26 protein-coding genes and 2 pseudogenes are annotated in these 24,133 nt (G+C 41.0%); 16 read left to right on the forward strand and 12 right to left on the reverse strand.

Annotated features, from left to right (window positions below; all coding sequences use genetic code 11):
* The first annotated feature begins 98 nt into the window (after positions 1 to 98).
* Entirely contained in the window at positions 99 to 608 is a 510-nt protein-coding gene (locus FTU36_RS07680; protein WP_078193500.1) for a peptidylprolyl isomerase, read from the forward strand.
* A 138-nt stretch (positions 609 to 746) separates the two neighbouring features.
* Positions 747 to 1,466: a UDP-2,3-diacylglucosamine diphosphatase gene (locus FTU36_RS07685; RefSeq protein ID WP_168378618.1), complete on the forward strand. Its 720-nt coding sequence runs from the start codon at positions 747 to 749 to the stop codon at positions 1,464 to 1,466.
* 136 nt (positions 1,467 to 1,602) lie between these two features.
* Here the strand turns inward: FTU36_RS07685 and FTU36_RS07690 are convergent, their stop codons facing one another.
* The gene (locus FTU36_RS07690) at positions 1,603 to 1,821 is read right to left on the reverse strand and encodes a transposase (protein ID WP_168378619.1); all 219 of its coding nucleotides are present in this window, start codon (positions 1,819 to 1,821) and stop codon (positions 1,603 to 1,605) included.
* A gap of 308 nt (positions 1,822 to 2,129) precedes the next feature.
* On the opposite strand from FTU36_RS07690, the gene FTU36_RS07695 reads away from it, so the two are divergent.
* The 9 genes and pseudogenes from FTU36_RS07695 to FTU36_RS07735 all read left to right on the forward strand — a co-directional run bounded on the left by FTU36_RS07695 (position 2,130) and on the right by FTU36_RS07735 (position 8,250).
* Positions 2,130 to 2,279 (forward strand): hypothetical protein, encoded by a 150-nt coding sequence (locus FTU36_RS07695; RefSeq protein WP_168378620.1) that lies wholly within the window; start codon positions 2,130 to 2,132, stop codon positions 2,277 to 2,279.
* A gap of 56 nt (positions 2,280 to 2,335) precedes the next feature.
* Positions 2,336 to 2,404: pseudogene (locus FTU36_RS16720) on the forward strand (hypothetical protein); the annotation flags it as partial.
* 915 nt (positions 2,405 to 3,319) lie between these two features.
* Entirely contained in the window at positions 3,320 to 3,511 is a 192-nt protein-coding gene (gene cydP / locus FTU36_RS07705; protein ID WP_078188513.1) for a cytochrome oxidase putative small subunit CydP, read from the forward strand.
* Positions 3,511 to 5,097: a cytochrome ubiquinol oxidase subunit I gene (locus FTU36_RS07710; RefSeq protein WP_168378621.1), complete on the forward strand. Its 1,587-nt coding sequence runs from the start codon at positions 3,511 to 3,513 to the stop codon at positions 5,095 to 5,097. The genes cydP and FTU36_RS07710 overlap by 1 nt, the downstream gene beginning before the upstream one ends.
* Complete coding sequence (gene cydB, locus FTU36_RS07715) at positions 5,094 to 6,239, forward strand: cytochrome d ubiquinol oxidase subunit II (protein ID WP_168378622.1); 1,146 nt, start codon at positions 5,094 to 5,096, stop codon at positions 6,237 to 6,239. The genes FTU36_RS07710 and cydB overlap by 4 nt, the downstream gene beginning before the upstream one ends.
* A gap of 24 nt (positions 6,240 to 6,263) precedes the next feature.
* Positions 6,264 to 6,365 (forward strand): cytochrome bd-I oxidase subunit CydX, encoded by a 102-nt coding sequence (gene cydX, locus FTU36_RS07720; protein ID WP_002120988.1) that lies wholly within the window; start codon positions 6,264 to 6,266, stop codon positions 6,363 to 6,365.
* Between the two features lie 3 nt (positions 6,366 to 6,368).
* Entirely contained in the window at positions 6,369 to 6,671 is a 303-nt protein-coding gene (locus tag FTU36_RS07725) for a cyd operon YbgE family protein (RefSeq protein WP_180117332.1), read from the forward strand.
* Between the two features lie 212 nt (positions 6,672 to 6,883).
* Positions 6,884 to 7,372, forward strand: coding sequence for a hypothetical protein (locus tag FTU36_RS07730; RefSeq protein WP_180022130.1), 489 nt, complete (start codon positions 6,884 to 6,886; stop codon positions 7,370 to 7,372).
* 26 nt (positions 7,373 to 7,398) lie between these two features.
* Positions 7,399 to 8,250 (forward strand): hypothetical protein, encoded by an 852-nt coding sequence (locus FTU36_RS07735; protein ID WP_180022129.1) that lies wholly within the window; start codon positions 7,399 to 7,401, stop codon positions 8,248 to 8,250.
* 284 nt (positions 8,251 to 8,534) lie between these two features.
* Here the strand turns inward: FTU36_RS07735 and rodA are convergent, their stop codons facing one another.
* The 6 genes from rodA to FTU36_RS07765 all read right to left on the reverse strand — a co-directional run bounded on the left by rodA (position 8,535) and on the right by FTU36_RS07765 (position 14,737).
* Positions 8,535 to 9,671, reverse strand: coding sequence for a rod shape-determining protein RodA (gene rodA, locus FTU36_RS07740; RefSeq protein WP_180073622.1), 1,137 nt, complete (start codon positions 9,669 to 9,671; stop codon positions 8,535 to 8,537).
* Positions 9,672 to 9,756: 85 nt separating this feature from the next.
* Positions 9,757 to 10,482, reverse strand: coding sequence for a 2-C-methyl-D-erythritol 4-phosphate cytidylyltransferase (gene ispD, locus FTU36_RS07745; protein ID WP_180117334.1), 726 nt, complete (start codon positions 10,480 to 10,482; stop codon positions 9,757 to 9,759).
* Positions 10,445 to 10,837: a septum formation initiator family protein gene (locus FTU36_RS07750; RefSeq protein WP_078188520.1), complete on the reverse strand. Its 393-nt coding sequence runs from the start codon at positions 10,835 to 10,837 to the stop codon at positions 10,445 to 10,447. The genes ispD and FTU36_RS07750 overlap by 38 nt, the downstream gene beginning before the upstream one ends.
* Before the next feature lie 16 nt (positions 10,838 to 10,853).
* A complete protein-coding gene (eno, locus tag FTU36_RS07755) occupies positions 10,854 to 12,143 on the reverse strand; it encodes a phosphopyruvate hydratase (RefSeq protein WP_078188521.1) in 1,290 nt (429 codons plus the stop codon).
* Positions 12,144 to 12,207: 64 nt separating this feature from the next.
* Positions 12,208 to 13,065 carry a 3-deoxy-8-phosphooctulonate synthase gene (kdsA, locus tag FTU36_RS07760; RefSeq protein WP_078188522.1) on the reverse strand — a complete coding sequence of 286 codons (858 nt, stop codon included), beginning with the start codon at positions 13,063 to 13,065 and terminating at the stop codon, positions 12,208 to 12,210.
* A gap of 31 nt (positions 13,066 to 13,096) precedes the next feature.
* The gene (locus tag FTU36_RS07765) at positions 13,097 to 14,737 is read right to left on the reverse strand and encodes a CTP synthase (protein ID WP_180073624.1); all 1,641 of its coding nucleotides are present in this window, start codon (positions 14,735 to 14,737) and stop codon (positions 13,097 to 13,099) included.
* Between the two features lie 229 nt (positions 14,738 to 14,966).
* On the opposite strand from FTU36_RS07765, the gene FTU36_RS07770 reads away from it, so the two are divergent.
* On the forward strand, positions 14,967 to 15,380 hold the full coding sequence (locus FTU36_RS07770; RefSeq protein WP_180117336.1) for an internalin: 414 nt from the start codon (positions 14,967 to 14,969) through the stop codon (positions 15,378 to 15,380).
* Positions 15,381 to 15,491: 111 nt separating this feature from the next.
* Here FTU36_RS07770 and FTU36_RS07775 read toward each other — a convergent pair whose 3' ends face one another.
* Positions 15,492 to 16,376 carry a LysR family transcriptional regulator gene (locus FTU36_RS07775; protein ID WP_180059731.1) on the reverse strand — a complete coding sequence of 295 codons (885 nt, stop codon included), beginning with the start codon at positions 16,374 to 16,376 and terminating at the stop codon, positions 15,492 to 15,494.
* 109 nt (positions 16,377 to 16,485) lie between these two features.
* On the opposite strand from FTU36_RS07775, the gene dkgB reads away from it, so the two are divergent.
* The gene (gene dkgB, locus FTU36_RS07780) at positions 16,486 to 17,292 is read left to right on the forward strand and encodes a 2,5-didehydrogluconate reductase DkgB (protein WP_218954389.1); all 807 of its coding nucleotides are present in this window, start codon (positions 16,486 to 16,488) and stop codon (positions 17,290 to 17,292) included.
* A 1-nt stretch (position 17,293) separates the two neighbouring features.
* Positions 17,294 to 18,469 carry an MFS transporter gene (locus FTU36_RS07785; RefSeq protein WP_180117338.1) on the forward strand — a complete coding sequence of 392 codons (1,176 nt, stop codon included), beginning with the start codon at positions 17,294 to 17,296 and terminating at the stop codon, positions 18,467 to 18,469.
* Positions 18,470 to 18,507: 38 nt separating this feature from the next.
* Here FTU36_RS07785 and FTU36_RS07790 read toward each other — a convergent pair whose 3' ends face one another.
* The 3 genes from FTU36_RS07790 to FTU36_RS07800 form a co-directional block, all read right to left on the reverse strand.
* The gene (locus FTU36_RS07790; protein ID WP_180117340.1) at positions 18,508 to 19,599 is read right to left on the reverse strand and encodes a YheT family hydrolase; all 1,092 of its coding nucleotides are present in this window, start codon (positions 19,597 to 19,599) and stop codon (positions 18,508 to 18,510) included.
* Positions 19,600 to 19,802: 203 nt separating this feature from the next.
* Complete coding sequence (locus tag FTU36_RS07795; protein ID WP_078189187.1) at positions 19,803 to 20,207, reverse strand: nuclear transport factor 2 family protein; 405 nt, start codon at positions 20,205 to 20,207, stop codon at positions 19,803 to 19,805.
* Between the two features lie 123 nt (positions 20,208 to 20,330).
* Positions 20,331 to 22,355 carry an NADPH-dependent 2,4-dienoyl-CoA reductase gene (locus FTU36_RS07800; RefSeq protein WP_180117342.1) on the reverse strand — a complete coding sequence of 675 codons (2,025 nt, stop codon included), beginning with the start codon at positions 22,353 to 22,355 and terminating at the stop codon, positions 20,331 to 20,333.
* 181 nt (positions 22,356 to 22,536) lie between these two features.
* Here FTU36_RS07800 and FTU36_RS07805 point away from each other — a divergent pair, with 181 nt between their 5' ends.
* Together FTU36_RS07805 and FTU36_RS07810 are read left to right on the forward strand one after the other, a co-directional pair.
* Entirely contained in the window at positions 22,537 to 23,076 is a 540-nt protein-coding gene (locus tag FTU36_RS07805) for a PadR family transcriptional regulator (protein WP_180005106.1), read from the forward strand.
* Positions 23,077 to 23,100: 24 nt separating this feature from the next.
* The gene (locus FTU36_RS07810; protein WP_180065570.1) at positions 23,101 to 24,009 is read left to right on the forward strand and encodes an alpha/beta fold hydrolase; all 909 of its coding nucleotides are present in this window, start codon (positions 23,101 to 23,103) and stop codon (positions 24,007 to 24,009) included.
* Between the two features lie 17 nt (positions 24,010 to 24,026).
* On the opposite strand, the pseudogene FTU36_RS07815 reads toward FTU36_RS07810, so the two are convergent.
* Positions 24,027 to 24,133: pseudogene (locus tag FTU36_RS07815) on the reverse strand (IS5/IS1182 family transposase); the annotation flags it as partial.

The raw sequence follows: 24,133 nt of genomic DNA on the forward strand, positions 1-24,133 counted from the left end.
AAGTAACGTTTTTACTTGCCTTGTAGTTTACAGTTTGCTTATGCTTCTCACAACCAAAAAACCCATGGCTTTCATGTCCATGTACAGGAGATTACACAATGAGTTTTCCTCAAGTCGAATTAAACACCAATAAAGGTCGTATTGTTCTTGAGCTTAACACTGAAAAAGCACCTAAAACTGCTGAAAACTTCTTACAGTATGTTCGCGATGGTTTCTATGACGGCGTGATTTTCCACCGTGTTATTGATGGTTTCATGATCCAAGGCGGCGGCATGGATGAAAACTTCAAAGAAAAAACAACTCGTGATTCTATTGAAAACGAAGCTGACAACGGTTTAAGCAATGATGTTGGTACGATCGCTATGGCACGTACTCAAGCACCTCACTCTGCTTCAGCTCAATTCTTCATTAACGTGAAAAACAACTCTTTCCTTAATCACACTGGTAAAACAGCGCAAGGTTGGGGCTATGCAGTATTTGGTAAAGTAGTTGAAGGTCTTGACGTTGTTGACGCAATCAAAAGCGTTCGTACTGGTAACCGTGGCTACCACGCAGACGTTCCTCTAGAGAACGTTGTAATCGAATCAGCTAAAATCATTTCTGAATAATTTTTAAATTCTCCCTGAGTAGCATTGCTGCGCAAGTCCCTTTAATAAAGGAGGGAGTTTCAATATGAAATAAATGTCGGAACTCCTCCCTTTTCCAAAGGGAGGCTGGGAGGGATTTTTAGAATAAGGAAAAGATTCGTGACCTATCTGTTTATCGCTGATTTACATTTGTCACCTGAACACCCTCGACTCGTTCGGGGGTTTTTAGCTTTGTTAGAACAATACAAAACTCAAAATACCCAGCTGTATATTTTAGGTGATTGGTTTAATGCTTGGATTGGTGATGACTTTACTGCCCCATGGTTAGACGAAATCATTGCAGCGCTTAAAGATTTTACTGCTTTGGGAAATCAAATTTATTTCCAAGTAGGTAATCGTGACTTTGCATTGGGTCAAAAGTTTTTAGATAAATTTCACGGTCAATTATTACAAGACGTTGATTATCTCCACATTAGCAACTATAAAATTCGCCTCGAACATGGCGATTTACTTTGCACCGATGATGTGTCTTACCAAAAGTTTCGTAAAGTGATTCGTAATCCTTTGCTTTTAGGTTTCTTAAAGAGCTTACCGCTTAGCATTCGACAAAAAATCGCCAATGGCTTCCGCAAAAAAAGTACAGAAACCAAGCAAGTTAAATCTTATGAAATCATGGATGTAAATGCCGAAGCTGTAGAAAAAGCTTTAGAGCATGCCGATCTACTGATTCATGGACATACCCACCGCCCCCAAATACACGATGTGCATGGCAAACCTCGTATCGTTTTAGGGGACTGGCGTACAGAACAAGCTCAAATATTAGAGATTGGTGAAAACCCATCTGTGAGTGATTTAAAATTAAAAATTTGGTCTTACTAGTCCATAGCTTTCTAATCGTTAGCCTTTAGAAAAACTTACCATCATATTTGATTAATATACGCATCCAGACCATGCAAACGTAGACTTTAAATTAAGCAAAAAAAAAAAACAGCAGATCATCTGCTGTTTTTTGCTTTTAGGCTAAGCGATATAGCTGGTTTGGGCCAGTATAGAAGCTTTTGCCATCTAGATTCAGGTTAAATGTCTCGCCTGTTTCTAATTCAACCATTTGCCCAACATCAACCCAAATTAAACCAGCATTGGTATTTTGTTGACGTTTTAAAGGCACCATTTTTACATTAATTTCGTCGCCATTTACGGCTTTGGCAGTTTGCCAAGTATTTAAAATATTCAAAAGATTTACTCAACATGTGAGCTTTTTGTGACAGAACAAAGAGATTAATCAATCGGGTTTGGAATAATAATTCTGTAGTTACAAAGATATGATTCAAGTCAGAAGCTTGAATACAGATAAATCACAATCAGCTAAATAAAAAAAGATAAGCAGGAACATTACCCGCTTCGAGTTAAGCAGAAGTATACAATATTGCGCTTTGATTAGCAAAAGTAGGACTTATATACGTTATAAATACCTGCTTTTTCAATAGTATTCAAAAATCTGTGTCATTTCAATAAACTGAATCAAACAAGAAATGACACATCATGGCAAGCAACTTTGATTTCAAAGCTGTTTTTAAAAACAATTACAGTCAAGCCCTCCTCACTGGTGAAAACGGTATCTTAACCCCACCCCTCAAACAACTGACAGAAGCAGCTTTAAATGCTGAAATTGAATTTAGAAGCCCCCACTAGCCAATTGTAGGAATAGCTATTCTCGTAAGACTGTAAAATCATCTTACGGTTCATTTGAACTGGAAATACCTCGGGATCGTGCTGACGATTTTGAGCCTCAACTCGTCAAGAAAAATCAAACCTAACTCCATAAATAGATCGACAACAAAGTCATTTCGCTATATGCACTCCGTACGGGCTACCGCAATATTCAGAAACAAATTACCGATATGTATGCACTGGTTCTTTCCACGGGTGGCATTACCAATATTACAGACAAGTTAATCCCTGAATTACATGCTTGGTAACGGCGTCTTCTCGATATTGCCGTATATCCATTTGTGTGGCTCAATACCATTCATTACAAGTATTATTCACCAATTAAAATGTTGTGTTTTTAACAAAAAAGATCAAGAATGAAGGTATTTCTGTCAACAAAGCCGTTTTACCATTCTGGGATTACATGCCGAGGACCATAAAGAACGGCTAGGTCTTTACCTTTCAAAAAGTGAAGGTGCTAATGAATGTTCAGCGTATTCACAGATTTGCAGAATAGTGACAGACATTCTGATCGCCTGCATTGATGGACGTAAAAGCTTCCTGAGGCAATTGCTGCGATATGTCCGCAGACAGAAGTTTATACACTGAAGAATGCGGCCCACATCAAAACAAGCCTCAATTTATCATGATATATCTGGGCTTATTCATGATTCGGGTTATTTAATAGCGAGGTGGTGTCGCACTTCAAGACTTAACCTACTTATATTTAATTAGTAAAGATTCTCATTATTCACAATGTAAATTTTAGTAAGTATAGTAAATTAGTCAGAATTTAAATTAGATACATAAGCAATTTAGTCGGGTTTAAAAAGTTTAAATATAAGTATTTTAGTCAGGTATTTATAATAACAGAATTAGTTTATTTTTAAATCATTAAAACGATTAAGTTATTGTATTAAAACACTTTAATAATATATTTTTATTTTAACTGTTCAACCTATTTGCTTTTTGTGTATATTTGTTAATAATATAGTACAAGTTTAAAGAATAGGCTTATCTCCATGAGCTTAAAATTCAAAGATTTAAATCGTCGTGTGGTCAGAGAAATAACCGCAATACTAATAATTAAAGTGATTATTTTAATGATCATTAAGAACATCTGGTTCGACGCCCCTACCATCCCTAAAAACTTTGACAATCAAGTTGCCGAGCATATTGCTGGCAGTCCTTCCCAAATCAAGGAGACACGTTGATGATTTCTGAAAGCGTGGTCGATCTTTCGCGGTTCCAATTTGCAATGACCGCGATGTATCACTTTATTTTTGTTCCGCTGACTTTAGGTCTGGCTTTTATTCTTGCCATTATGGAAACCACCTATGTGATTTCTGGCAAAGAAATTTATAAAGACATGACTAAATTCTGGGGAAAACTCTTCGGTATTAACTTCGCATTAGGTGTTACTACTGGTTTGACCATGGAGTTTCAGTTCGGTACTAACTGGGCGTATTACTCGCACTATGTCGGTGATATTTTCGGTGCACCATTAGCCATTGAAGGTCTGATGGCATTCTTCCTTGAATCAACATTTATTGGTTTATTCTTCTTCGGCTGGGATCGCCTATCCAAAGTTCAGCATTTGGCTGTCACTTGGTTAGTTGCTCTAGGCTCGAACATGTCTGCACTATGGATTTTAGTGGCCAATGGTTGGATGCAAAACCCTGTTGGTTCTGCTTTTAACTATGAAACCATGCGTATGGAAATGGTGGACTTCGGTGCGCTGATTTTCAACCCCGTGGCTCAGGTTAAATTCGTGCATACCGTATCTGCAGGTTATGTGACTGGTGCTATTTTCGTACTGGCAATTTCAAGTTACTACTTATTGAAAAAGCGTGACTTGCCATTTGCGCGTCGCTCATTCGCCATCGCTGCTATCTTTGGTTTAGCGTCTACACTTTCGGTGATCTTACTGGGTGATGAATCTGGTTATGAAATTGGTGACGTACAAAAAACTAAACTAGCTGCGATTGAAGCTGAATGGGACACTCACCCAGCTCCAGCGCCATTTACTTTGTTCGGTATTCCAAATAAAGAAACCATGTCTACTGACTACGCGATCAAAATTCCTTATGTCATGGGGATTATCGCAACACGTTCAACTGATAAAGAAGTGACAGGTATTAAAGACCTGATCGTACAACACGAAGCGCGTATTCGTAACGGTATGGTGGCTTACTCACAGTTAGAACAACTTCGTGCAGGCGATACGTCTCCTGAACTTAAAGCAGCATTTGCTGAGTCTCAAAAAGACTTGGGTTATGGTCTGCTTCTGAAAAAATACACAGACAAAGTGGTCGATGCTTCTGATGATCAAATCAAAGCTGCTGCAAAAGACACTATTCCACATGTTCCAAGCTTGTTCTGGGCATTCCGTGCAATGGTTGCTTCTGGTTTCTTAATGCTCCTTCTGTTCGTACTTGCTACCTTTGCTGTCGGTAAACGTAATGCAGAAAACAAACCTTGGTTATTAAAATTTGCTTTGTTTGCTCTACCATTACCTTGGATTGCTGCACAAACAGGTTGGTATGTTGCCGAAGTTGGTCGTCAACCTTGGACTATCGGTGAAGTTCTACCTACACATCTTTCAGCTTCTAGCTTAAGTACAGGTGATGTATGGGGTTCTATCCTTGCATTGGCAGCGTTCTACACTGTACTGCTGATCATTGAAATGTACTTAATGATTAAATTCTCACGCCTTGGCCCAAGTTCTCTACATACTGGTAAATACCACTTCGAGAAACTTGAAGCTGCAAAAAAGGCAAATGAGGAGGCTCAAGCATGATCGAATATGAATTACTCAAAATCATTTGGTGGGTTTTAGTCGGTGTCCTACTGATCGGCTTCGCCCTCACCGATGGCTTCGATATGGGCTCAATGGCGATCATGCCATTCGTAGGTAAAAAAGACGAAGAACGTCGTGCGGCAATCAATACGATTGCCCCACACTGGGACGGTAACCAAGTATGGTTTATTACTGCCGGTGGTGCACTGTTTGCAGCATGGCCAATGGTATATGCAACTGCATTCTCAGGCATGTATTGGGCGCTGTTACTGGTACTCTTCGCTCTCTTCTTACGTCCAGTCGGTTTTGACTACCGTTCTAAACTTGAAAATACCAAGTGGCGTAATTCTTGGGACTGGGGTTTAGCAATTGGTGGTGCCGTTCCTGCCCTCGTATTTGGTGTTGCGTTTGGTAATATGTTCCTTGGTGTTCCATTCACTATGGACGAAACTGTTCGCTCGACTTATACAGGGAGCTTCTTTGCACTGCTTAACCCATTCGCTTTAGTTTGCGGTATCGTGAGTTTATCTATGCTTTGCGCTCACGGTGGTGCATGGCTCATGCTTCGTACAGACGGCGATCTGCGCGCACGCTCTGCAAAAGCAACCCAGCTTATGGGTATCGTATTCTTAGTTTGCTTCTTACTGGCAGGCGCATGGTTATACTTCGGTAATATCCAAGGCTACACATTAGCTCAACCGTTTGACACTAATGGCGTTGCAAACCCATTAGCTAAAGAAGTGATCACCAATGCCAACCCAGGTTGGATGAACAATTACAGTACTTATCCAATTACTATGATTGCGCCAATCATGGCTATTTTAGGTGCGCTGATCATCATCCTTGCCGCAGGTAAAGGTAAAGCAGGTTTCAGCTTCCTTGGTTCAAGCTTGGCAGTCATTGGTGCAATCTTAACTGCTGGTTTTGCATTGTTCCCTTTCCTTATGCCATCGAGCATCAACCCAACTGTAAGTTTGACTATGTGGGATGCGGTATCAAGTAAAAATACCCTAACTGTGATGACAGTTGCAGCATGTATTTTTGTCCCACTTATCCTGTGCTACACAACTTGGTGTTACTACAAAATGTGGGGCGTGGTTACTAACAAACATATTGAAGAGAATTCACACAGCCTATACTAAGGCTGTGTCTAAGGAGAAAAGACGATGTGGTATTTTGCTTGGATTCTCGGTATTTTGATGGCATGTTTTGCAGGTGTACTTAGTGCGCTTTACATCGAACATCATCAAGATCTAGATGAGGAATAACAAATGACTGATGCTGCTGTAGAAAAATCACTTGTAGAAAAGAAGCCAAATAAATTTGCAATGGTCATTTCCTGCCTGTTAGCTTTTCCTTTGGCAGCCGTGTTACTTGTACATCCTGCTGCCATGCTGGATGACAATGGTGGATATAACCATCGAGCGCTGATGTTCATCATGATAGGTATTTCAGGTGGTTTTGTGCATGGTGTGGGTTTTACACCACACCATTGGTTCTGGAAATGGCTTTTTAGCCCCTTTCTCGCTTGGCCACTTATGCTGTGGGGCTACTACACATGGTTCCTACATTAATTAATATCTAAATAAAGCCCTCAATTGAGGGCTTTTTTTATGTTTGCCTTAAAGCGCTGATTTTTCAATGCAGATTAATAAAACAAAATATTATAAATTTTTATTAAAAATTAAACATTTTCTAACATTTGATTATACATATTAGCGCCCGCAAAGTTGCATCGCCGCTGCATGGCCTTTAGCATGCTCTGCACCTGAATTGGAGTTATATAATGAAAACTAAAACCTTTTTAGCTGCAGCATGCATTATTGCCAGTACTTACGCATCTGCAGAAGAAGCAAAAAAAGGATGGCTGTCAAAAGCTATTGATAAATGGAATACCTTGGGGCAGCTGACAGATAAGGATTTTGAACAGTATCCGACGGTGCAGGAATTTTTCCAAGCCAAGTATAAAAATCCGCGCACCATCACCATGAATAACGTATCTTACGGTGCTGGCACCATTATGTGGGAACGCGCAAACACCTATTGTGCGCGTGACGGCGGTGAATTTGTACAAATTAAAAGCCATCCATCACCGCTGATTCCTTATAAAGGCTCTGAGGTGCTGTCTACACCGAATCTGCAAAAATACTACGGCTTATTCCAGTGCAAAAATATCAAAAACAGCTGGAAAGTTTACTTTGACCATCAGAACGAGCGTATTTTCCAGCATCCGTCTCCAAACACGGCTTCTGACGTCAGCTTCAATTTCGAATAATCGTTATCTATAGAAAAAATCAAAATATGCAAAAAACATTATTGTTTCTTGCCGCAGCAGCCGGGCTATCCGGCTGCCAAGTCACAGGGGAACGCGGCAGCCTCTATCAAAATGTGCTAGGCGGCTTCGGGCCTAAAACCCAGCATATCCAGCTCAATCCAGAACTGAACAGTTTTTCCCTGACAGTACCGCTCTCGGCTTATAATGAATTGGATTTAAACAAAGGGCTGATCAGCAATGCCCCGTTCTTTAACCAGTTAAAACAAGACCGTTACTGGAGTGTGCATCATATTTATGACGCGCAATTCCGGCGCCTGGCGCAAGACCGGGTTAAAATAAAAGTCTGCAATACGGTCAGCGCTGATCACCGCCGCAGCGCCAACGACTCCAGTTCCTGCGCAGATATACAGATGCGCGTCGCATACGACAGGCTGAGTGATGGCGTACGCATGACCTTCAAGCCTATTACGGCCGATATCAGCACAGAAGACTTCGGCTTCTTTATCAAAAACGCAGCGCCGGAATTATTTAAAAATGCCGAGCAGCTGAACACTGCAACCCTGATTAAAACCTTCGGCTATGAAGATGCGCTGACAGTCAGCAGCAAACGCACGATTTCCAGCCTCAGCAATGTGCTAGTAAAAAATGGCTATACCGTTACTACTCAGGATATTGCCAATGAAAAAATTTACTTAAGCTCATTTGAGCTTAAATCGGCTGACGCGAAGGTCTTTTCCATCTTGAACTGCCGCACCGCTGCCGCCAAAAATGGTTCCAGCACCAGCTGCAAATATGCCCTGTTCAGCCCCTATGCCATCAGCGACTATCGAATTTACAACAAAGAAATAGCCAGAAAAATCAATCAGCTATTCAACTAAACCCAAAGCCGGCATGAAGCCGGCTGTTTTTATCCGCTTAGCCGGCGCCTGCCCAGATACTGACAGATTATACTTGCGGGCGCTTATGAGCGCTGGCCGGCCAGTCCGCCATAGCTTAAACAACTACAACCAAGGCATTCGACCTGCCAATCATCTGCACAGAAACATTGATTTACGTTCTGACGGACTGCTCAATACATTCTGCTACAGCATTTTCCCGTACGTCCAGCGCATAAAAAAAGCCGGACATTGGTCCGGCTTGATTATTCCGTTTACATTAATGCTTAGCGATGCGTATGAATCGACATCACAATTCCCATTCCTGCGAGCATCGCAATTACGGCTGTACCACCATAACTCATCAACGGTAGTGGATCACCTGTTACCGGTAAAATCCCACTGACCATACCCGAGTTTAAGAATACAAAAAAGAAGAAAGTTAATCCTATCGCCCCTGCATAGAGTCGTCCAAAATTATGGAAGCAATTTAGTCCAATAATCAAACAGCGAACAATAATTGCTGTAAATAAACTAAATAAAAGAAATACACCAATAAAGCCAAACTCTTCAGCATAGGTCGACATAATAAAGTCAGTATGATGCTCTGGCAGATAACCCAAATGCGACTGTGTCCCTTCGGTATACCCCTTACCCATTAAACCGCCTGAACCAATGGCAATTTTAGACTGAATAATATTCCAACCTGCACCAAGTGCGTCAGACTCAGGGTCAAATAACGTCAGTACACGTTTTTTCTGATATTCCTGCAAAAAGAACATCCAGAGTACAGGTGCTGCAATCGCAAAGGCTGTTAAAGCAGCTGCAATTAAACGCCAAGACATTCCACTTAAAAATAAAACAAAAATACCCGGAATAATCAAACCGATATTCAAGTCAGGCTGTAAAGCGACCAATGCAAATGGAATCAATAATAAAATTAATGCCCCGACAATTTGTAAAAATTTCGGTGGAAAAGGTTTTCGCGCAAAATACCACGCCATAATCAGTGGCATGGCAAATTTCATAAACTCACTCGGCTGCATACTGCCGATACCCGGTAAGCTAATCCAGCGTTTCGCCCCCATCCTTTTTTCACCAATAACCAAAACCAACAACAGTAAAAATATACCGATGGCATATAAGTACGGACTCATAGATTGGTAAACTTTGGGTGGAATTTGCGCGCAGATCAACATCACAATAAAGCCTACACCAAAACTTGTGGCTTGACGTAGTACCATTCCCGAATCTTCCGCGGTCGCACTATAGACAACCATCAGCCCCAATATTGCATTGAGTACCAAGAAGCAAAGTAACCACGGGTCTAAATGAAGTTTAGCCCATCGAGAAGAATCGTGTTTTATACTGCGGCCATCACGTAATGACTGACGTAAAAAACGATACTGTTGAGAAGGGATCATTGCGAAACAGATCTAAAAAGGATGCGGGAATTATAGATTAAAGCGACAGTAAAAATCACTGTCCCTTAAATATTCCTTGAAATAATCATCTATTAACTTGAGACGCTAAAATTAAACGTGCCAATTCCAAGTCATCAGGATAGGTAATTTTAATATTGTCCGAACGACCCTGCACGACATTGACATGCTCACCGACAAATTCTAAGGCACTTGCTTCATCTGTGATGGTCGCACCAGCGGCAAGCGCTTGTTCAATGGCATTTTTAAGCACACCCAATTTGGCAATTTGTGGTGTCTGCGCTTGCCATAAAGTTGAACGATCTACCGTTGTTGATATAAGTGGTGCCGTTTCAACTCGCTTTAAGGTATCGCGTACGGGAATGGCGAGAATCGCACTTTGCTCAGTTTCTACTGCCGATTGAACTAAATTTTCTAAACTCAACTGAGAGACACATGGTCGTGCTGCGTCATGAACAAACACCCAATCATCATCATTGGCAATCGAAGATAGATATTGCAATGCATTGAGTACAGAATGCACACGCTCTGCACCGCCTAAACAAAAATGAGCCTTCTCTTGATTAGTGAGTGCCAAGGTCTGCGCAACATTATCTTGCTCACCTATAGCCAATACATAGCCTGTTAAAGGCAATTGGTTGAGACGTGCAACTGTGTGTTCAAGCACAGTTAGACCCGCAATGTTTTGATATTGTTTTAGTTCAGTTTTAGAAAATCGACTTCCTGAACCAGCAGCAGGAATAATAGCCCACAATTTAAGGTTCTGGTGGAAGTTCGGCTGGTTCTGACTCATTGGTACGTAGGTCTACTTTTGCGTTTGGATCAATATAAATTGGTTTGTACTGAGTACTAATCGTACTCATCTGTACGAAAGTTTCATGCGGTTTAATTAAACCTAAATCTAGACGAGCATGCTCTTCAATAGCTTCAACGCCATTTTTTAAATCGTATACTTCAGCGGCAAGCACGCGATTTCGTTCTTTTAATTCGTCATTGAGTTCGACTTGTTGTTGTATTTTCTGACTCAGTTGTTGATGTTGATGATAACCACCTTCACCGAACCAGTATAAATATTGAAACCCTGCGATCAAAAAGATCGCAAGGCCCAACAATGCTTTACTCGCTTTGGAGTCAAATACATTTAACATAGATAGCATGATCTGCTTAGTTCAAACCTTTGAACTCAGCTTTACCGCGATATGCAGCATTAGTCAATTCTTCAATACGAAGTAATTGGTTATATTTCGCTACACGGTCAGAACGGCAAAGTGAACCAGTTTTGATTTGACCCGCTGCTGTACCCACTGCAAGATCCGCAATAGTTGAATCTTCAGTTTCACCAGAACGGTGTGAAATTACTGTAGTGTAACCATTTGCTTTTGCAAGGTAGATTGCATCTAGAGTTTCAGTCAACGTACCGATTTGGTTGTACTTGATCAGAATCGAGTTACCCACTTTTTCATTGATACCACGTTGAAGAATTTTAGGATTCGTAACGAATAGGTCATCACCAACCAATTGGATTTTGTCGCCAAGGATTGAAGTGAGGTAAGACCAACCTTCCCAATCAGACTCGTCTAAACCATCTTCAATTGAGATGATTGGGTATTGTTTTGCAAAACCAGCAAGGTAGTCAGCAAATTGGTTGCTTGTGAATGCTTTATTGCCTTCACCTGCAAGGATGTATTGACCATCTTTGTAGAATTCTGAAGATGCACAGTCAAGCGCAAGCATAATGTCTGAACCAGCTTTGTAGCCAGTTTTTTCAATTGCTTCAAGAATTACTGTAATTGCTTCTTCGTTAGAACGAAGGTTCGGTGCAAAACCGCCTTCATCACCAACTGCAGTATTTAAACCTTGTTTCTTTAAAACTGATTTTAAAGAATGGAAAATTTCAGCACCAGCGCGTAAAGCTTCAGAGAATGAAGTGAAGCCAACTGGCTCAATCATAAATTCTTGAATGTCTACGTTGTTGTCTGCATGTGAACCACCATTTAGGATGTTCATCATTGGAACAGGCATAGTCAAAATGCTGTTATTACGAAGGTCTGCGATGTATTGGAAAAGTGGGATTTTCTTTTCATCAGCAGCAGCGCGTGCAGCAGCTAGCGATACCGCTAAAGTTGCGTTAGCACCTAATTTTTCTTTGTTTTCAGTACCGTCAAGCGCGATCATTGTGTTATCAATGTCTTTTTGTTCGAATACTGATTTACCCAACAATGCATCACGAATTACTGTGTTAACGTTGTTAACCGCAGTTTTAACGCCTTTACCTAAGTAACGAGCTTTGTCGCCGTCACGAAGTTCTAAAGCTTCACGAGAACCAGTTGAAGCACCAGATGGTGCACATGCACGGCCTACAACGCCAGAGGCTAAGATTACGTCTGCTTCGATGGTAGGGTTACCACGAGAGTCCAAAATTTCACGTGCACGAATGTCAACGATTTGGCTCATGAACAATTCCTCAGTTGATTAATAAAAATGATGCGTCAAAAGTGACGCATCAATGTGTATCGAATTAGTGTGTGTCTAACTTTGCGAAACCTTTAACCAAGGTATCGAGTTCTTTTAACTGTGCCAAGAAAGGCTCCAACTGTGACATGCGTAGCGCACATGGACCGTCACATTTGGCATTTTCTGGATCTGGATGAGCTTCTAAGAACAAACCTGCTAAACCAGTCGCCATACCTGCTCGTGCCAGTGTCGTGATTTGCGCACGACGACCACCCGCAGAATCCGCACGACCACCCGGCGTTTGAAGCGCATGTGTCACATCAAAGAACACAGGGACATTCATTTCTTTCATGATGTCAAAGCCCAACATATCGACAACTAAGTTGTTGTAACCAAATGCTGAACCACGTTCACAAAGAATCAGTTTGTCATTCCCTGCTTCCAAACACTTATGCAGAATATGACGCATTTCGTGTGGTGCGAGGAACTGTGCTTTTTTGATGTTAATGATGGCATCAGTTTTCGCCATCGCTTCAACAAGGTCAGTCTGACGGCTTAAAAATGCAGGAAGCTGGATAATATCCGCAACTTCAGCAACAGGCGCAGCTTGGTATGGTTCATGTACGTCAGTAATAATCGGCACATTAAAGTGTTTTTTAATGTCAGCTAACCACTCGATTCCTTTTTCCAGGCCTGGGCCACGGAAAGAGTTCAAGCTTGAACGATTGGCTTTATCAAAACTTGCTTTAAACACATATGGAATATCCAAGCGTTTGCAGATATCCACATAGGTTTCAGCAATTTCAAAAGCAAGGTCTTTTGACTCAAGTACGTTCATGCCGCCGAATAGTACAAATGGCAAATGATTTGCCATTTGTATATCGCCTAAACGTACAATTTCCTGTGGTTTTAATTGTGACATTTAAACTTCCTAGTTTAGTCCTACAATGCCATTACTTGGTTTTTTGATACTGTTTTTTAGCAGCATCAATAAAGCCAGCAAATAATGGGTGTCCATCACGTGGTGAACTTGTAAATTCCGGATGGAATTGTACAGCAATAAACCAAGGATGTTCAGGAATTTCAACAGTTTCAACAAGACGCTGTACTGGAGAATAACCTGAAATCTTCATGCCTTTTTCTTCAAGCACTGGGATATAACGGTTGTTCATTTCATAACGGTGACGATGACGTTCAACGATCTCTTCAGAACCGTAAACTTGTGCAGTTCTTGTTCCTGCAACCAATTCAGATTTTTGAGCACCCAGACGCATTGTGCCGCCTAAGTCAGAATCTGCATTACGTTGTTGAACTTCGCCGCGCTCATCTAACCATTCAGTGATTAGACCAATCAATGGTGATTTTGTAGAACGGTTAAATTCAGTTGAAGTTGCATCGCCAATACCCGCAACGTTGCGCGCATATTCGATCACAGCCAACTGCATACCTAAACAGATGCCGAGGAACGGTACACCGTTTTCACGTGCAAAACGAATCGCTTTCATTTTGCCTTCTGTACCACGTTCACCGAAACCACCTGGCACTAAGATTGCATCCGCGTCTTTTAATACGTCGTTTACATCTTGGCTTTCAAGCTCTTCTGCATTGACGTAGTCGATTTGAACTTTCACACGGTTTTGAATACCCGCATGTAAAAGTGCTTCGTTTACAGATTTGTATGCATCTGGAAGTTCAACGTATTTACCAACCATCGCTACACGAACTGTGTATTCAGGGTTCAGTAATGCATCTACAACGTTATCCCAGTCTGTAAGATCAGCTTCTGGAAGATCGTTATAACCAAAACGTTCACAAATTAAATCGTCAACGTTTTGTTCATAGAAAGTACGTGGAATTTGGTAAATTGAACGCGCATCTTTACATACCACAACTGCACGTGCTTCAACGTTCGTAAATAACGCGATTTTACGTGTAGTATCAGCATCAACATCATGCTCTGTACGGCAGATCAGGATGTCTGGTTGAATACCAATCGACAAAAGCTCTTTTACAGAGTGTTGAGTTGGTTTAGTTTTTAATTCAGCAGCTGACTTAATATATGGGAGTAAAGTTAAGTGCATTAACATTGTGCGCTTATGACCTAGTTCGACCATAAGTTGACGTACAGATTCCATGAATGGGAGAGATTCAATGTCACCTACTGTACCGCCGATCTCAACGATCGCAACGTCATAGCCTTCACCTGCGCGAAGAACACGTTCTTTAATATTGTCAGTAATATGTGGAATAACTTGAACTGTACCACCGAGGTAATCACCACGACGTTCTTTATTCAAGACATCTTGGTACACTCGTCCTGAAGTAAAGTTGTTCAGTTTGGTCATTTTCGCACGACGCAAGAAACGTTCGTAATAACCCAAGTCTAAGTCAGTTTCAGCACCATCCTCTGTGACAAAAACTTCACCGTGTTGGAATGGACTCATAGTCCCTGGATCGACATTAATGTATGGATCCATTTTTACCATGGTTACTTTTAAACCACGGGCTTCTAAAAGCGCAGCCACTGATGCAGCTGAAATACCTTTACCTAGTGATGATACAACACCACCAGTAACGAAAATAAAATGGGTCATTAAGTTTCTCGTACAATGGAGCCTAAATTGGCCTACAATGTTGTGCGATTTTACTTTACTCTGTACCAAGAAAGCAAAGTCATTCCGCATCAATTCATAGAACAATTAACAATTGGCTATTGTAACAGCAATTATCATAAAAATTTAGAGTAAGTTCTTATCATTTCTATATTCTTATTTGCTGTTATAATGCAGTTATCCAATCCACACTTTTTTGTTTTGTGTAATTATGAATAAGAAACTTTTAATCTGCGGTGCAATCGCAACAGGTCTACTTCTTACAGCATGTGTAAAAAAAGAAGCACCAAAAGAAGAAGAACAGGAACAGGTTGAAGTTGCAGCATCTGAACCAACAGCATCTGTACCTACACAATTAGAACCAGTTGAAGAACAACCAGTTGTTGAAGAAACGACTCAACAGCATGTTGAAGTGATTCGTGAAGAGACACCGAATACAACAACTGAAATTCGTCGTGAACCTACTCCTCCTGCAGAAGCTCCTGCTCCAAAAGCAGAAGCACCTAAAGCAGCAGAAAAACCTGCGCAAGCTGCTCAACCTAAACAAAACTCTGGTTCTGCACAGTCTGAAGATGACGCCGTTGCCGCTGCCATTGCTGCTGCAACACCAGCCTTAGAGAACTAAGATCGAAGTTTTATCAAACAAATGATCAAAAAACCCGGCAATTGTCGGGTTTTTTATTGTTTCTATGTAAATAAAAATCTGTACCCGACGATGCACTGTTTTTTCTCACAACTATTCTTGTAATTTTTCAGCTAAATATTCAATAAATAAACGAACACGTTTCGGTAAATGCTCTTGTTGATAATAGACAGCATGAATAAGCTGTTCATGTGGCTCAATTTGATCGTCTAAAAGTTGTACCAATCGTCCTTCTGCAATATCTTTTTCTAACATAAAAATCGAAAGACAAGCGATGCCCATCCCATGAATCGCAAGCTCGCGTATCGTTTCACCATTTGACGCCTTGATGTTGGGTCGGATCGTCAGGGGCTTCCCTGCGACTTGGATCGACCAAGTATTCATATGGGTAATTTGACTAAATCCAAGTAAAGCATGTGCGGTTAGCTCTTCAGCATTTTGCGGACGTCCATGCTGCTGAAGGTATTCAGGACTCGCCACCAAACACAGTCGACTCTTGTAGATAAGTTTTGCATGCAAACTGGAGTCGCTTAATTTTCCAAAGCGAATTGCGACATCTGCTTTATGCTCTAATAAGTCAATCACTTGATCATGATTCACCAATTCAATCTGTATATGCGGATAACGTGCATTAAATTCTGGTATCAAGGGAACGATCATATGCAGAATAAACGAAATCGCAGAATCGACCCGCACCAACCCCGAAGTATCTGCATCTAATTTCAGCAGAGAATCTTCCGCTTCACTCAAATCATTCAATATCCGCCGTGTTTTAGCTAAAAATAATTGCCCCTCTTGCGTCAGCTTAATTTTGCGGGTTGTTCGTTCCAACAGGGTTACATTTAATTTAGATTCCAGACGCTGTAATGCACGGCTGACACCAGATGCTGTTTGATCCAGTCTTTCTGCTGCTTTGATAATAGAGCCGCTATCTACAATAACAGTAAAAGCCTGCAGCTCCTCAATGGTCGATTTCATTGCATATTCTAATTCGTGATTTTTAATCAATAATATATTCCAAACTCATGCATTTTTCTTCATTAAAATTAGCAGCACAATAGCATCAATTCAAAAAAGAGAATTCCTGATGATTGTTCCTCAATTTGGTATCGGTACCTTCCGTTTGACAGGTGATACTGTCATTCACTCAGTTAAAACAGCCTTAGAGCTTGGATATCGTGCTGTAGACACCGCACAAATTTACGCTAATGAAGCAGAAGTAGGCCATGCAATCCATGAAAGTCAGGTCAATCGAGCTGATATTTTCTTAACCACGAAAATTTGGACTGAAAATTATGCTGCCGACAAACTAATACCCAGTCTAAAAGACAGTTTAATTAAATTGAGGACTGATGCAGTTAACCTTACACTTATTCATTGGCCAGCACCTGCACTTGGAGTCGATATTCCTGAATTAATGGGACATTTACTTGAGGCAAAAAAACAAGGATTGACTGAATATATTGGTGTATCTAATTTTAATATTGAGCTCACTCAACAAGCCATTGATCACATCGGGCTGGAAAATATTGCAACCAATCAAATTGAACTGAGTCCATATTTGCAAAATCAAAACTTGGTCAATTACCTACAAGCGAACACTATAGATGTCACATCCTATATGACCTTGGCTTATGGCAAAGTTTTGCAAGATCCAACACTGTTAAATATTGCGGCCGAACACCAAGTCACTTCGGCCCAAATTGCACTCGCATGGGCACTGCAAAAAGGTTATGCCGTGATTCCATCATCAACCAAACGTGAACATTTAATCAGTAATTTAAAAGCTCAAGACATTCATTTAACACCAGAACAGATGCAGGCCATTGCCACACTGGACAGAAATGCGCGTGAAGTGAACCCACCTGAACTTGCTCCAGTGTGGGATATTTAATATGAAATTCAATTTTCCATTAATTGCATTAGCTGTTGGTGCTTTTGCAATTGGCACAACAGAATTTTCACCGATGGTTTTTTTGCCTGAAATCGCAGCAGATTTATCGGTGTCTATTCCTCAAGCGGGCTTACTGATTAGTGCCTATGCCGTTGGCGTCATGATTGGTGCCCCATTAATGACCTTATGGTTAGCACGTTTTCCTAAACGTACTGCCCTTATTTTACTGATGGCAATCTTTACCATCGGTAATATTTTGGCAACGATTGCACCCAATTATCTTAGTTTAATGGCGGCACGTTTGGTGACTAGCTTAAATCATGGTGCATTTTTTGGCTTAGGTTCTATGGTTGCAGCGAGTGTTGTTCCGAAAGATAAACAAGCCAGTGCTGTTGCTATGATGTTTATGGGCTTGACCATTGCCAATATTGGCGGTGTGCCCCTCGCAACGTGGGTGGGTCAAAATATCGGTTGGCGTATGTCTTTTGCCGCTATTACCTTACTGGGCATCATCACCATGTTGGCATTATGGAAAGCACTGCCCCATCAGCAACAGACCGAAAAACCGGATGTACGAGCAGAGTTAAAAGTATTAACACGCATGCCTGTTGTTTTAGCACTGCTCACCACGGTCATGAGTGCTGGAGCTATGTTCTCGCTCTATACCTATATCGCACCAAGCTTAAAAGTCTTTACTCATGCAAGCCCCGAACTTATCACTTTCATGTTGGTCTTAATCGGGATCGGATTTTCAATCGGTAACCATTTCGGTGGTAAGTTCGCCGATCAATCCTTAGATAAAACCTTGATTGGCTTTTTAGTCTTACTCATGCTGATGATGCTGTTATTTCCACTATTAGCAACAACCACCATTGGCGCGGCGATTGCATTAATCATCTGGGGAGCAGCAGCCTTTGCCGTTGTACCACCTTTACAAATGCATGTTATGACAGTCGCTCACGATGCACCAGGCCTCGCTTCTTCAGTGAATATTGGTGCATTTAATCTTGGAAATGCTTTGGGCGCTGTTGCAGGTGCCGCAGTGCTAAATCTCAACCTAAGCTATGCTGCAGTGTCTTATGCAGGCGCTACACTGAGCGCTATAGCGTTGATTTTAGTATTGATACAGATGAAGCTTAAACCTCAAACAACTGCATGTTGCCCACAAGCCGAGTAACACACACTTAAAATAGCCTACCCAAAGTAGGCTATTTTTTAGTTCGCATATAACTTTAAAAAATCTGCCATTAATTTGGTTGCCCATGAATGGGTTTCCACTAGACCTTCATAATAACCACAGTGACTGCCTTTTTTGGTGGTTACCACCACAACATTCGGCAAAGAACAGATTAATTCTTTATAGGGCTCAAAGTTTTGAATGTGGCAAATAGGATCGTCTTCGGCATTTAAAATCATCAAAGGAATTTTAAGATTTTCAAATACATAAATTGGGTTGGTAGATTTGGCATAACTTTCATAATCAGCAAAACCCGCCATTTGAAAATATGCACGTTCAAACTGTGCCAGATTTTTACTTTTCAATACATCAATTAAAGAGGGTGTTGCTGACCATGTTGCAGAATAGGGTTCTACAAATTTCTGAAAGAGCTTTTTCGTCATCATTTTACTGTAAAAAGGATGGACATTTTTAAAGCCAAGCTCAGTATCATAACCCGGACATAAAGCAAAAGCCGCTTTAAGTGGTGTTTCCTCACCTTGCTCGCCTAAATAGCGGACCAATAGCCCCGTTCCTGCAGATGAACCGACGCCATACAAACTCGATGCGGGAAATTTCTGCTGAATAAAGGCAATCTGTTCACGTAAGTCATCGGTTGAACCAAATAAATTTATTTTGGCAACTGGCATAGGCAAATTGGCATGGCCACGTCTTAAACAGAGTGCAATGCGCCAACCTGTATATAGATGAAGATCCCGAACCACTTCTCGCATACTTTCAGGCGTTCCCGTAATCGTATGCATGAGCACCACAGTTGGCACATCCGCAGGTAAATCTAAACCCAACCATGCAATGGCTGTGATCCCTCCATCAGCCATGGTCAGTTGCTCTATAGCGTCGTATTTAAGCTTCACTTGGCGCTTTTTAATGACATCAAAATACAGTAAATGTGCATGAGTATTCGACAGCCAAGGCGTAGGACGATATTTTTCATGTAGTTGCTTTAACTTCGGCAGCACATGTTTCATTTGCCCTTCAGGATGATAATAAAGCTGTGGTAATTCTGCACCGATGGCATGATCTACAAAATTTAAAAGAGCCAGACGCCCTTTATGCATCACATTATTCATTGACCTTACCTTCACCTCGCTTCGCACTACAGCAAATCATTTCAATCTTTTCACTTTGACCAACAAGGCCCATTAAACAAACGTATCTACAAAACCATATCTCACTAGCAATATTTGTTTACTTAAACCTCATAAGCAAAAAGCATGACAATATCCATCATGCTTTTTATCATTCTGTGATGAGCATTTAAAAATCAGCAGATTCAAGGCTGATATTGCATAATGCGCTCACCCATTTTCGCCGCCAATGCTTCCAAGCCACTTTTCGGACGGAGCATGACTTCAAAATCAATCATCTGTCCTTGTTCATTAAACTGAATCATGTCGATCCCTTTTAATTTTTTCTCGCCAACATTGGCAGAAAACTCAAGCACCACATTTAAACCATCTTCTGAGTAAAACTCACGGTGATAGGTAAAATTTTCAAAAATTTGAATCACATTGGTCAAAATAAAAGTTACTACAGGCTTACCTGGATATGGGTTAAACGCGACAGGTGAACGAAACACCACATCCTCTGCCAAGAGTTCATTTAAAATATTCATATCCCGTGTGTCGAGCATTTCGTGCCAACGTGCAACAGATTTTTTTGTTATTTCAATAGTCATGTTTATGTCCTTTTTTTGTTGATGAATCATTTCCCTATCCTCAAACTCCTCTCAAAATGGAGAGGAAGCACGACAACTGCATATTAAATTGAATGTAGTTGTCGTGGTTAAGTATGAGGCTGATTAAATCACCGCAGCCAAATCTGCACCTTGACGAATGGCACGTTTAGCATCTAACTCACCCGCTTCTTTCGCGCCACCAATCAGATGCACATTTTTTCCATCTGCTTGTAGCTGTTCATACATCGCGGTATAGGATTCCTGACCTGCACAAATCACCACATGATCAACATCTAAAATACGTGGTTGACCATCAACGGTAATATGCAAACCTTGATCATCAATTTTGTCGTAGCTTGCACCCGCGATCATTTTCACATCGCGGTGTTTCAAACCTGTACGGTGAATCCAACCCGTGGTTTTACCTAAGCCAGCACCAACCGATTTAGCCTTACGTTGCAATAAATACACTTCACGCGGCGATTCTTCGACGTCTGGATGTTTCAAGCCACCGACTTGTGCATAAGTGGTATCAATTCCCCATTCATCATAAAATTTCTCAGGATTGAGACTTCCGCTTTCACCTTCATGCGTTAAATATTCAGCCGTATCGAAACCAATACCGCCTGCACCAATGATTGCTACACGTTTGCCAACAGGTTGACGTTCACGTAATACCTGTAAATAGCTCAATACTTTTGGATGATCAATACCATCTATATCTAACTGACGCGGTGTTACACCCGTCGCCACCACGATGTCATCAAAATCAGACTGAGCTAATTCTTCATACATTGCTGTATGGTTCAATACCAATTTAATCTGAGGCAATAGTTCTATTTTACGTTTGAAATAACGCAGCGTTTCATAAAACTCTTCTTTACCAGGAATCGTTTTCGCAATATTAAACTGTCCACCAATTTGGCTCGATGCTTCAAAAATAGTTATGTTATGACCACGCTCTGCAGCATAAGTTGCAAAGCTTAAACCTGCAGGTCCCGCACCAATCACAGCAATATTTTTCACCTGTGCAGATTCTTTAAAAATCAGTTCAGTTTCATAGCAAGCTTGAGGGTTAACCAAACATGTTGCAATTTTCATCGAGAAAATATGATCTAGACAGGCTTGGTTACAACCAATACAGGTATTAATTTCATCACTACGACCTTGTTCTGCTTTTTCTACAAAACGTGGGTCAGCCAGCATTGGACGTGCCATGGACACCATATCTGCATCACCCGAAGCAAGTACGTGCTCAGCCATTTCAGGAGTGTTAATACGGTTTGAGGTGATTAAAGGAACATTCACAAGACCTTTTAATTTCTTGGTCACCCATGTAAATGCAGCACGTGGCACTTTGGTTGCAATGGTCGGAATACGCGCTTCATGCCAACCAATACCGGTATTGATAATAGTTGCACCGGCTTTTTCAATGGCTTTTGCAAGTTGCACAACTTCTTCGAAAGTCGAACCACCTTCAACCAGATCCAGCATAGAAAGACGGTAAATAATAATAAAATTTTCACCGACTAATTCACGTGTACGACGCACGATCTCAATTGGAAAACGAATCCGGTTTTCATAACTGCCACCCCATTCATCATCACGGTGGTTGGTACGTGCAGCAATAAACTCATTAATTAAATAACCTTCTGACCCCATGACTTCTACACCGTCATAACCCGCTGTCTGTGCTAACTGAGCACATTTGGCAAAATCATTGATCGTGCGTTCGACGTCTGCTGTGCTTAAAGCTTGCGGTTTTACTGGGTTAATTGGTGCTTGAATAGATGAAGGTGCAACATTATTGGCTTGATACGAGTAGCGACCTGTATGCAAAATCTGCATCGCAATTTTACCGCCAGCATCATGTACCGCCTGCGTAATCACTTTATGTTTTTCTGCTTCTTCTAAAGAGTCTAATTTTGAACCACCAGCAAATGTCACACCATCATCATTGGGAGAAATACCACCAGTTACAATCAGACCTACACCACCTTTCGCACGCTCAGCGTAAAAAGCTGCCATGCGTTCATAGCCACCCGGTGCTTCTTCAAGGCCGATATGCATAGAACCCATCAATACACGGTTCTTTAGCGTTGTAAAACCTAAATCTAGTGGTGCCAATAAATTTGGATAATTTGACATTTTTTCTCCTTAGCGTGCTGAAAAGCTGGCTATTTTTATCTTCGCTTGTATACGAGCTTTCTATTTCCATCTACGCATACAAGATTTTTGCAACTTGTTGCACTAATTTATATGCGAGATTTGATTTTTATGCAACATGTTGCATAATAAAAAGTACAAAACTATTTTGACTGAGCCATATATGTCTTTAGCCCATGTTTTACTCACGAGCTTACTTGAAAAACCGAGTACAGGAATTGACCTTGCACGCCGTTTTGACCGCTCTATGGGCTTTTTTTGGAATGCGACACATCAGCAAATCTACCGTGAACTCAGTGGTATGCAGCAAAAAGGCTGGATCAGCACCATTGAAGATGACCACAGTACAACCCGTAAAAAAACCTACCAAGTTGAACAGCTTGGACGTGTTGAATTAGCCAATTGGATGGTTGAGCAAAGCCCTCCGGCTCAGTTACGTGAAGAGTTAATGGTTCGTTTACGTGCTGAAGCTCAACTGGGCACAAACGGCGTATTACCCGAATTAGAACGTCACCTAGAAATTCACAAAGAAAAACTAAAAGTGTACCAGTCTATTTTTGCAAAAGACTTTGCACATGCGCATGATGAAGACCGTACTTTGTACATTCATAAAATGATTTTACAGCTTGGGATTGATTTGGAAATCGGTTGGATCAAATGGCTTGAAACCATCATTCCACAGTTGCATAAATTTAATCGCTAAAACAAAAAATAAATAGGAAGCCGCATGCCACACTATACAATGCCAGATCAACAACAACTGTATGTTCGTGAATATGGTCAAGGAGAACCCATCCTGGTTTTATCTGGACTTGGCATGCAAAGTTGGCAATGGCACCCTTTTCTATATCAACACCGAAAGCATTTTAAATTTATCATTCCAGACTGGCGTGGATTTGGCGGCTCTAAACATTGTCAAATTCCAAATACGGACACCATTTCAAGCCATTGGCGAGATATTGACAGCTTAGTTTCCCAGCTTGGTTACGATAAAATCACGGTGATTGCTTACTCCATGGGGGCAACGACCACCATGCACGGTTTAAAATACGGTCAGTTTGCCGAAAAAATTAAACGTTATTTGCACATCGATCAAACGCCTAAAATTAGAGTAGATGAAGATTGGCAATATGGTTTATATGGCAAACGTCACACTGAGTTTTTAAGTATTTTAGAAGACATCTCGAAGGTACTTGCAACTAACCTCTCCGTGCCATTTGCACAGCAGATGAATAAACATGACCGTCAAGGTCTGGTCGACGCTTGGTTAAGATTCATAGACTTACAAAATAGCAATCCTTATGCATTATCCGCTTTCCGTTTCGCATACCAACAACCAACTTTACAGAAGCTGATGTTACCATCACAAAGTGTGGCCTATTTATATTGGTATATTCAAAATTATTTGAACCATACTGAAGATTATCGTGAAGCCATTGCAGCACTCACCGCTCCGACGACTTTTTTCACAGGGGCAAAATCGATCCTCTATCCTGCCCAAGGTCAAAAAATTATTGCTGACAGCCTAGTCAATGCTGAGCAGATTATTTTTAAAAAATCGGGACACACCCCATTAATCAGTGAACCGGTCAAATTTAGCCGTGAAATCACCAAGTTTTTAAAACAAGCGATCTAATAGACTTCTTTCATAATTCATTTTTTGCTCAGCTCTAAATTATAGATTCCCGCAATTAAATTGAATCTTAAGCCCAGTCTTTTTCCTCGATTACGATATCGCTCGGCAAGGATTTTGAAAGTTT

Origin of the sequence: Acinetobacter sp. YH12096 (assembly GCF_013419215.1) — a bacterium.
GTDB classification, from domain to species: Bacteria; Pseudomonadota; Gammaproteobacteria; order Pseudomonadales; family Moraxellaceae; genus Acinetobacter; species Acinetobacter amyesii.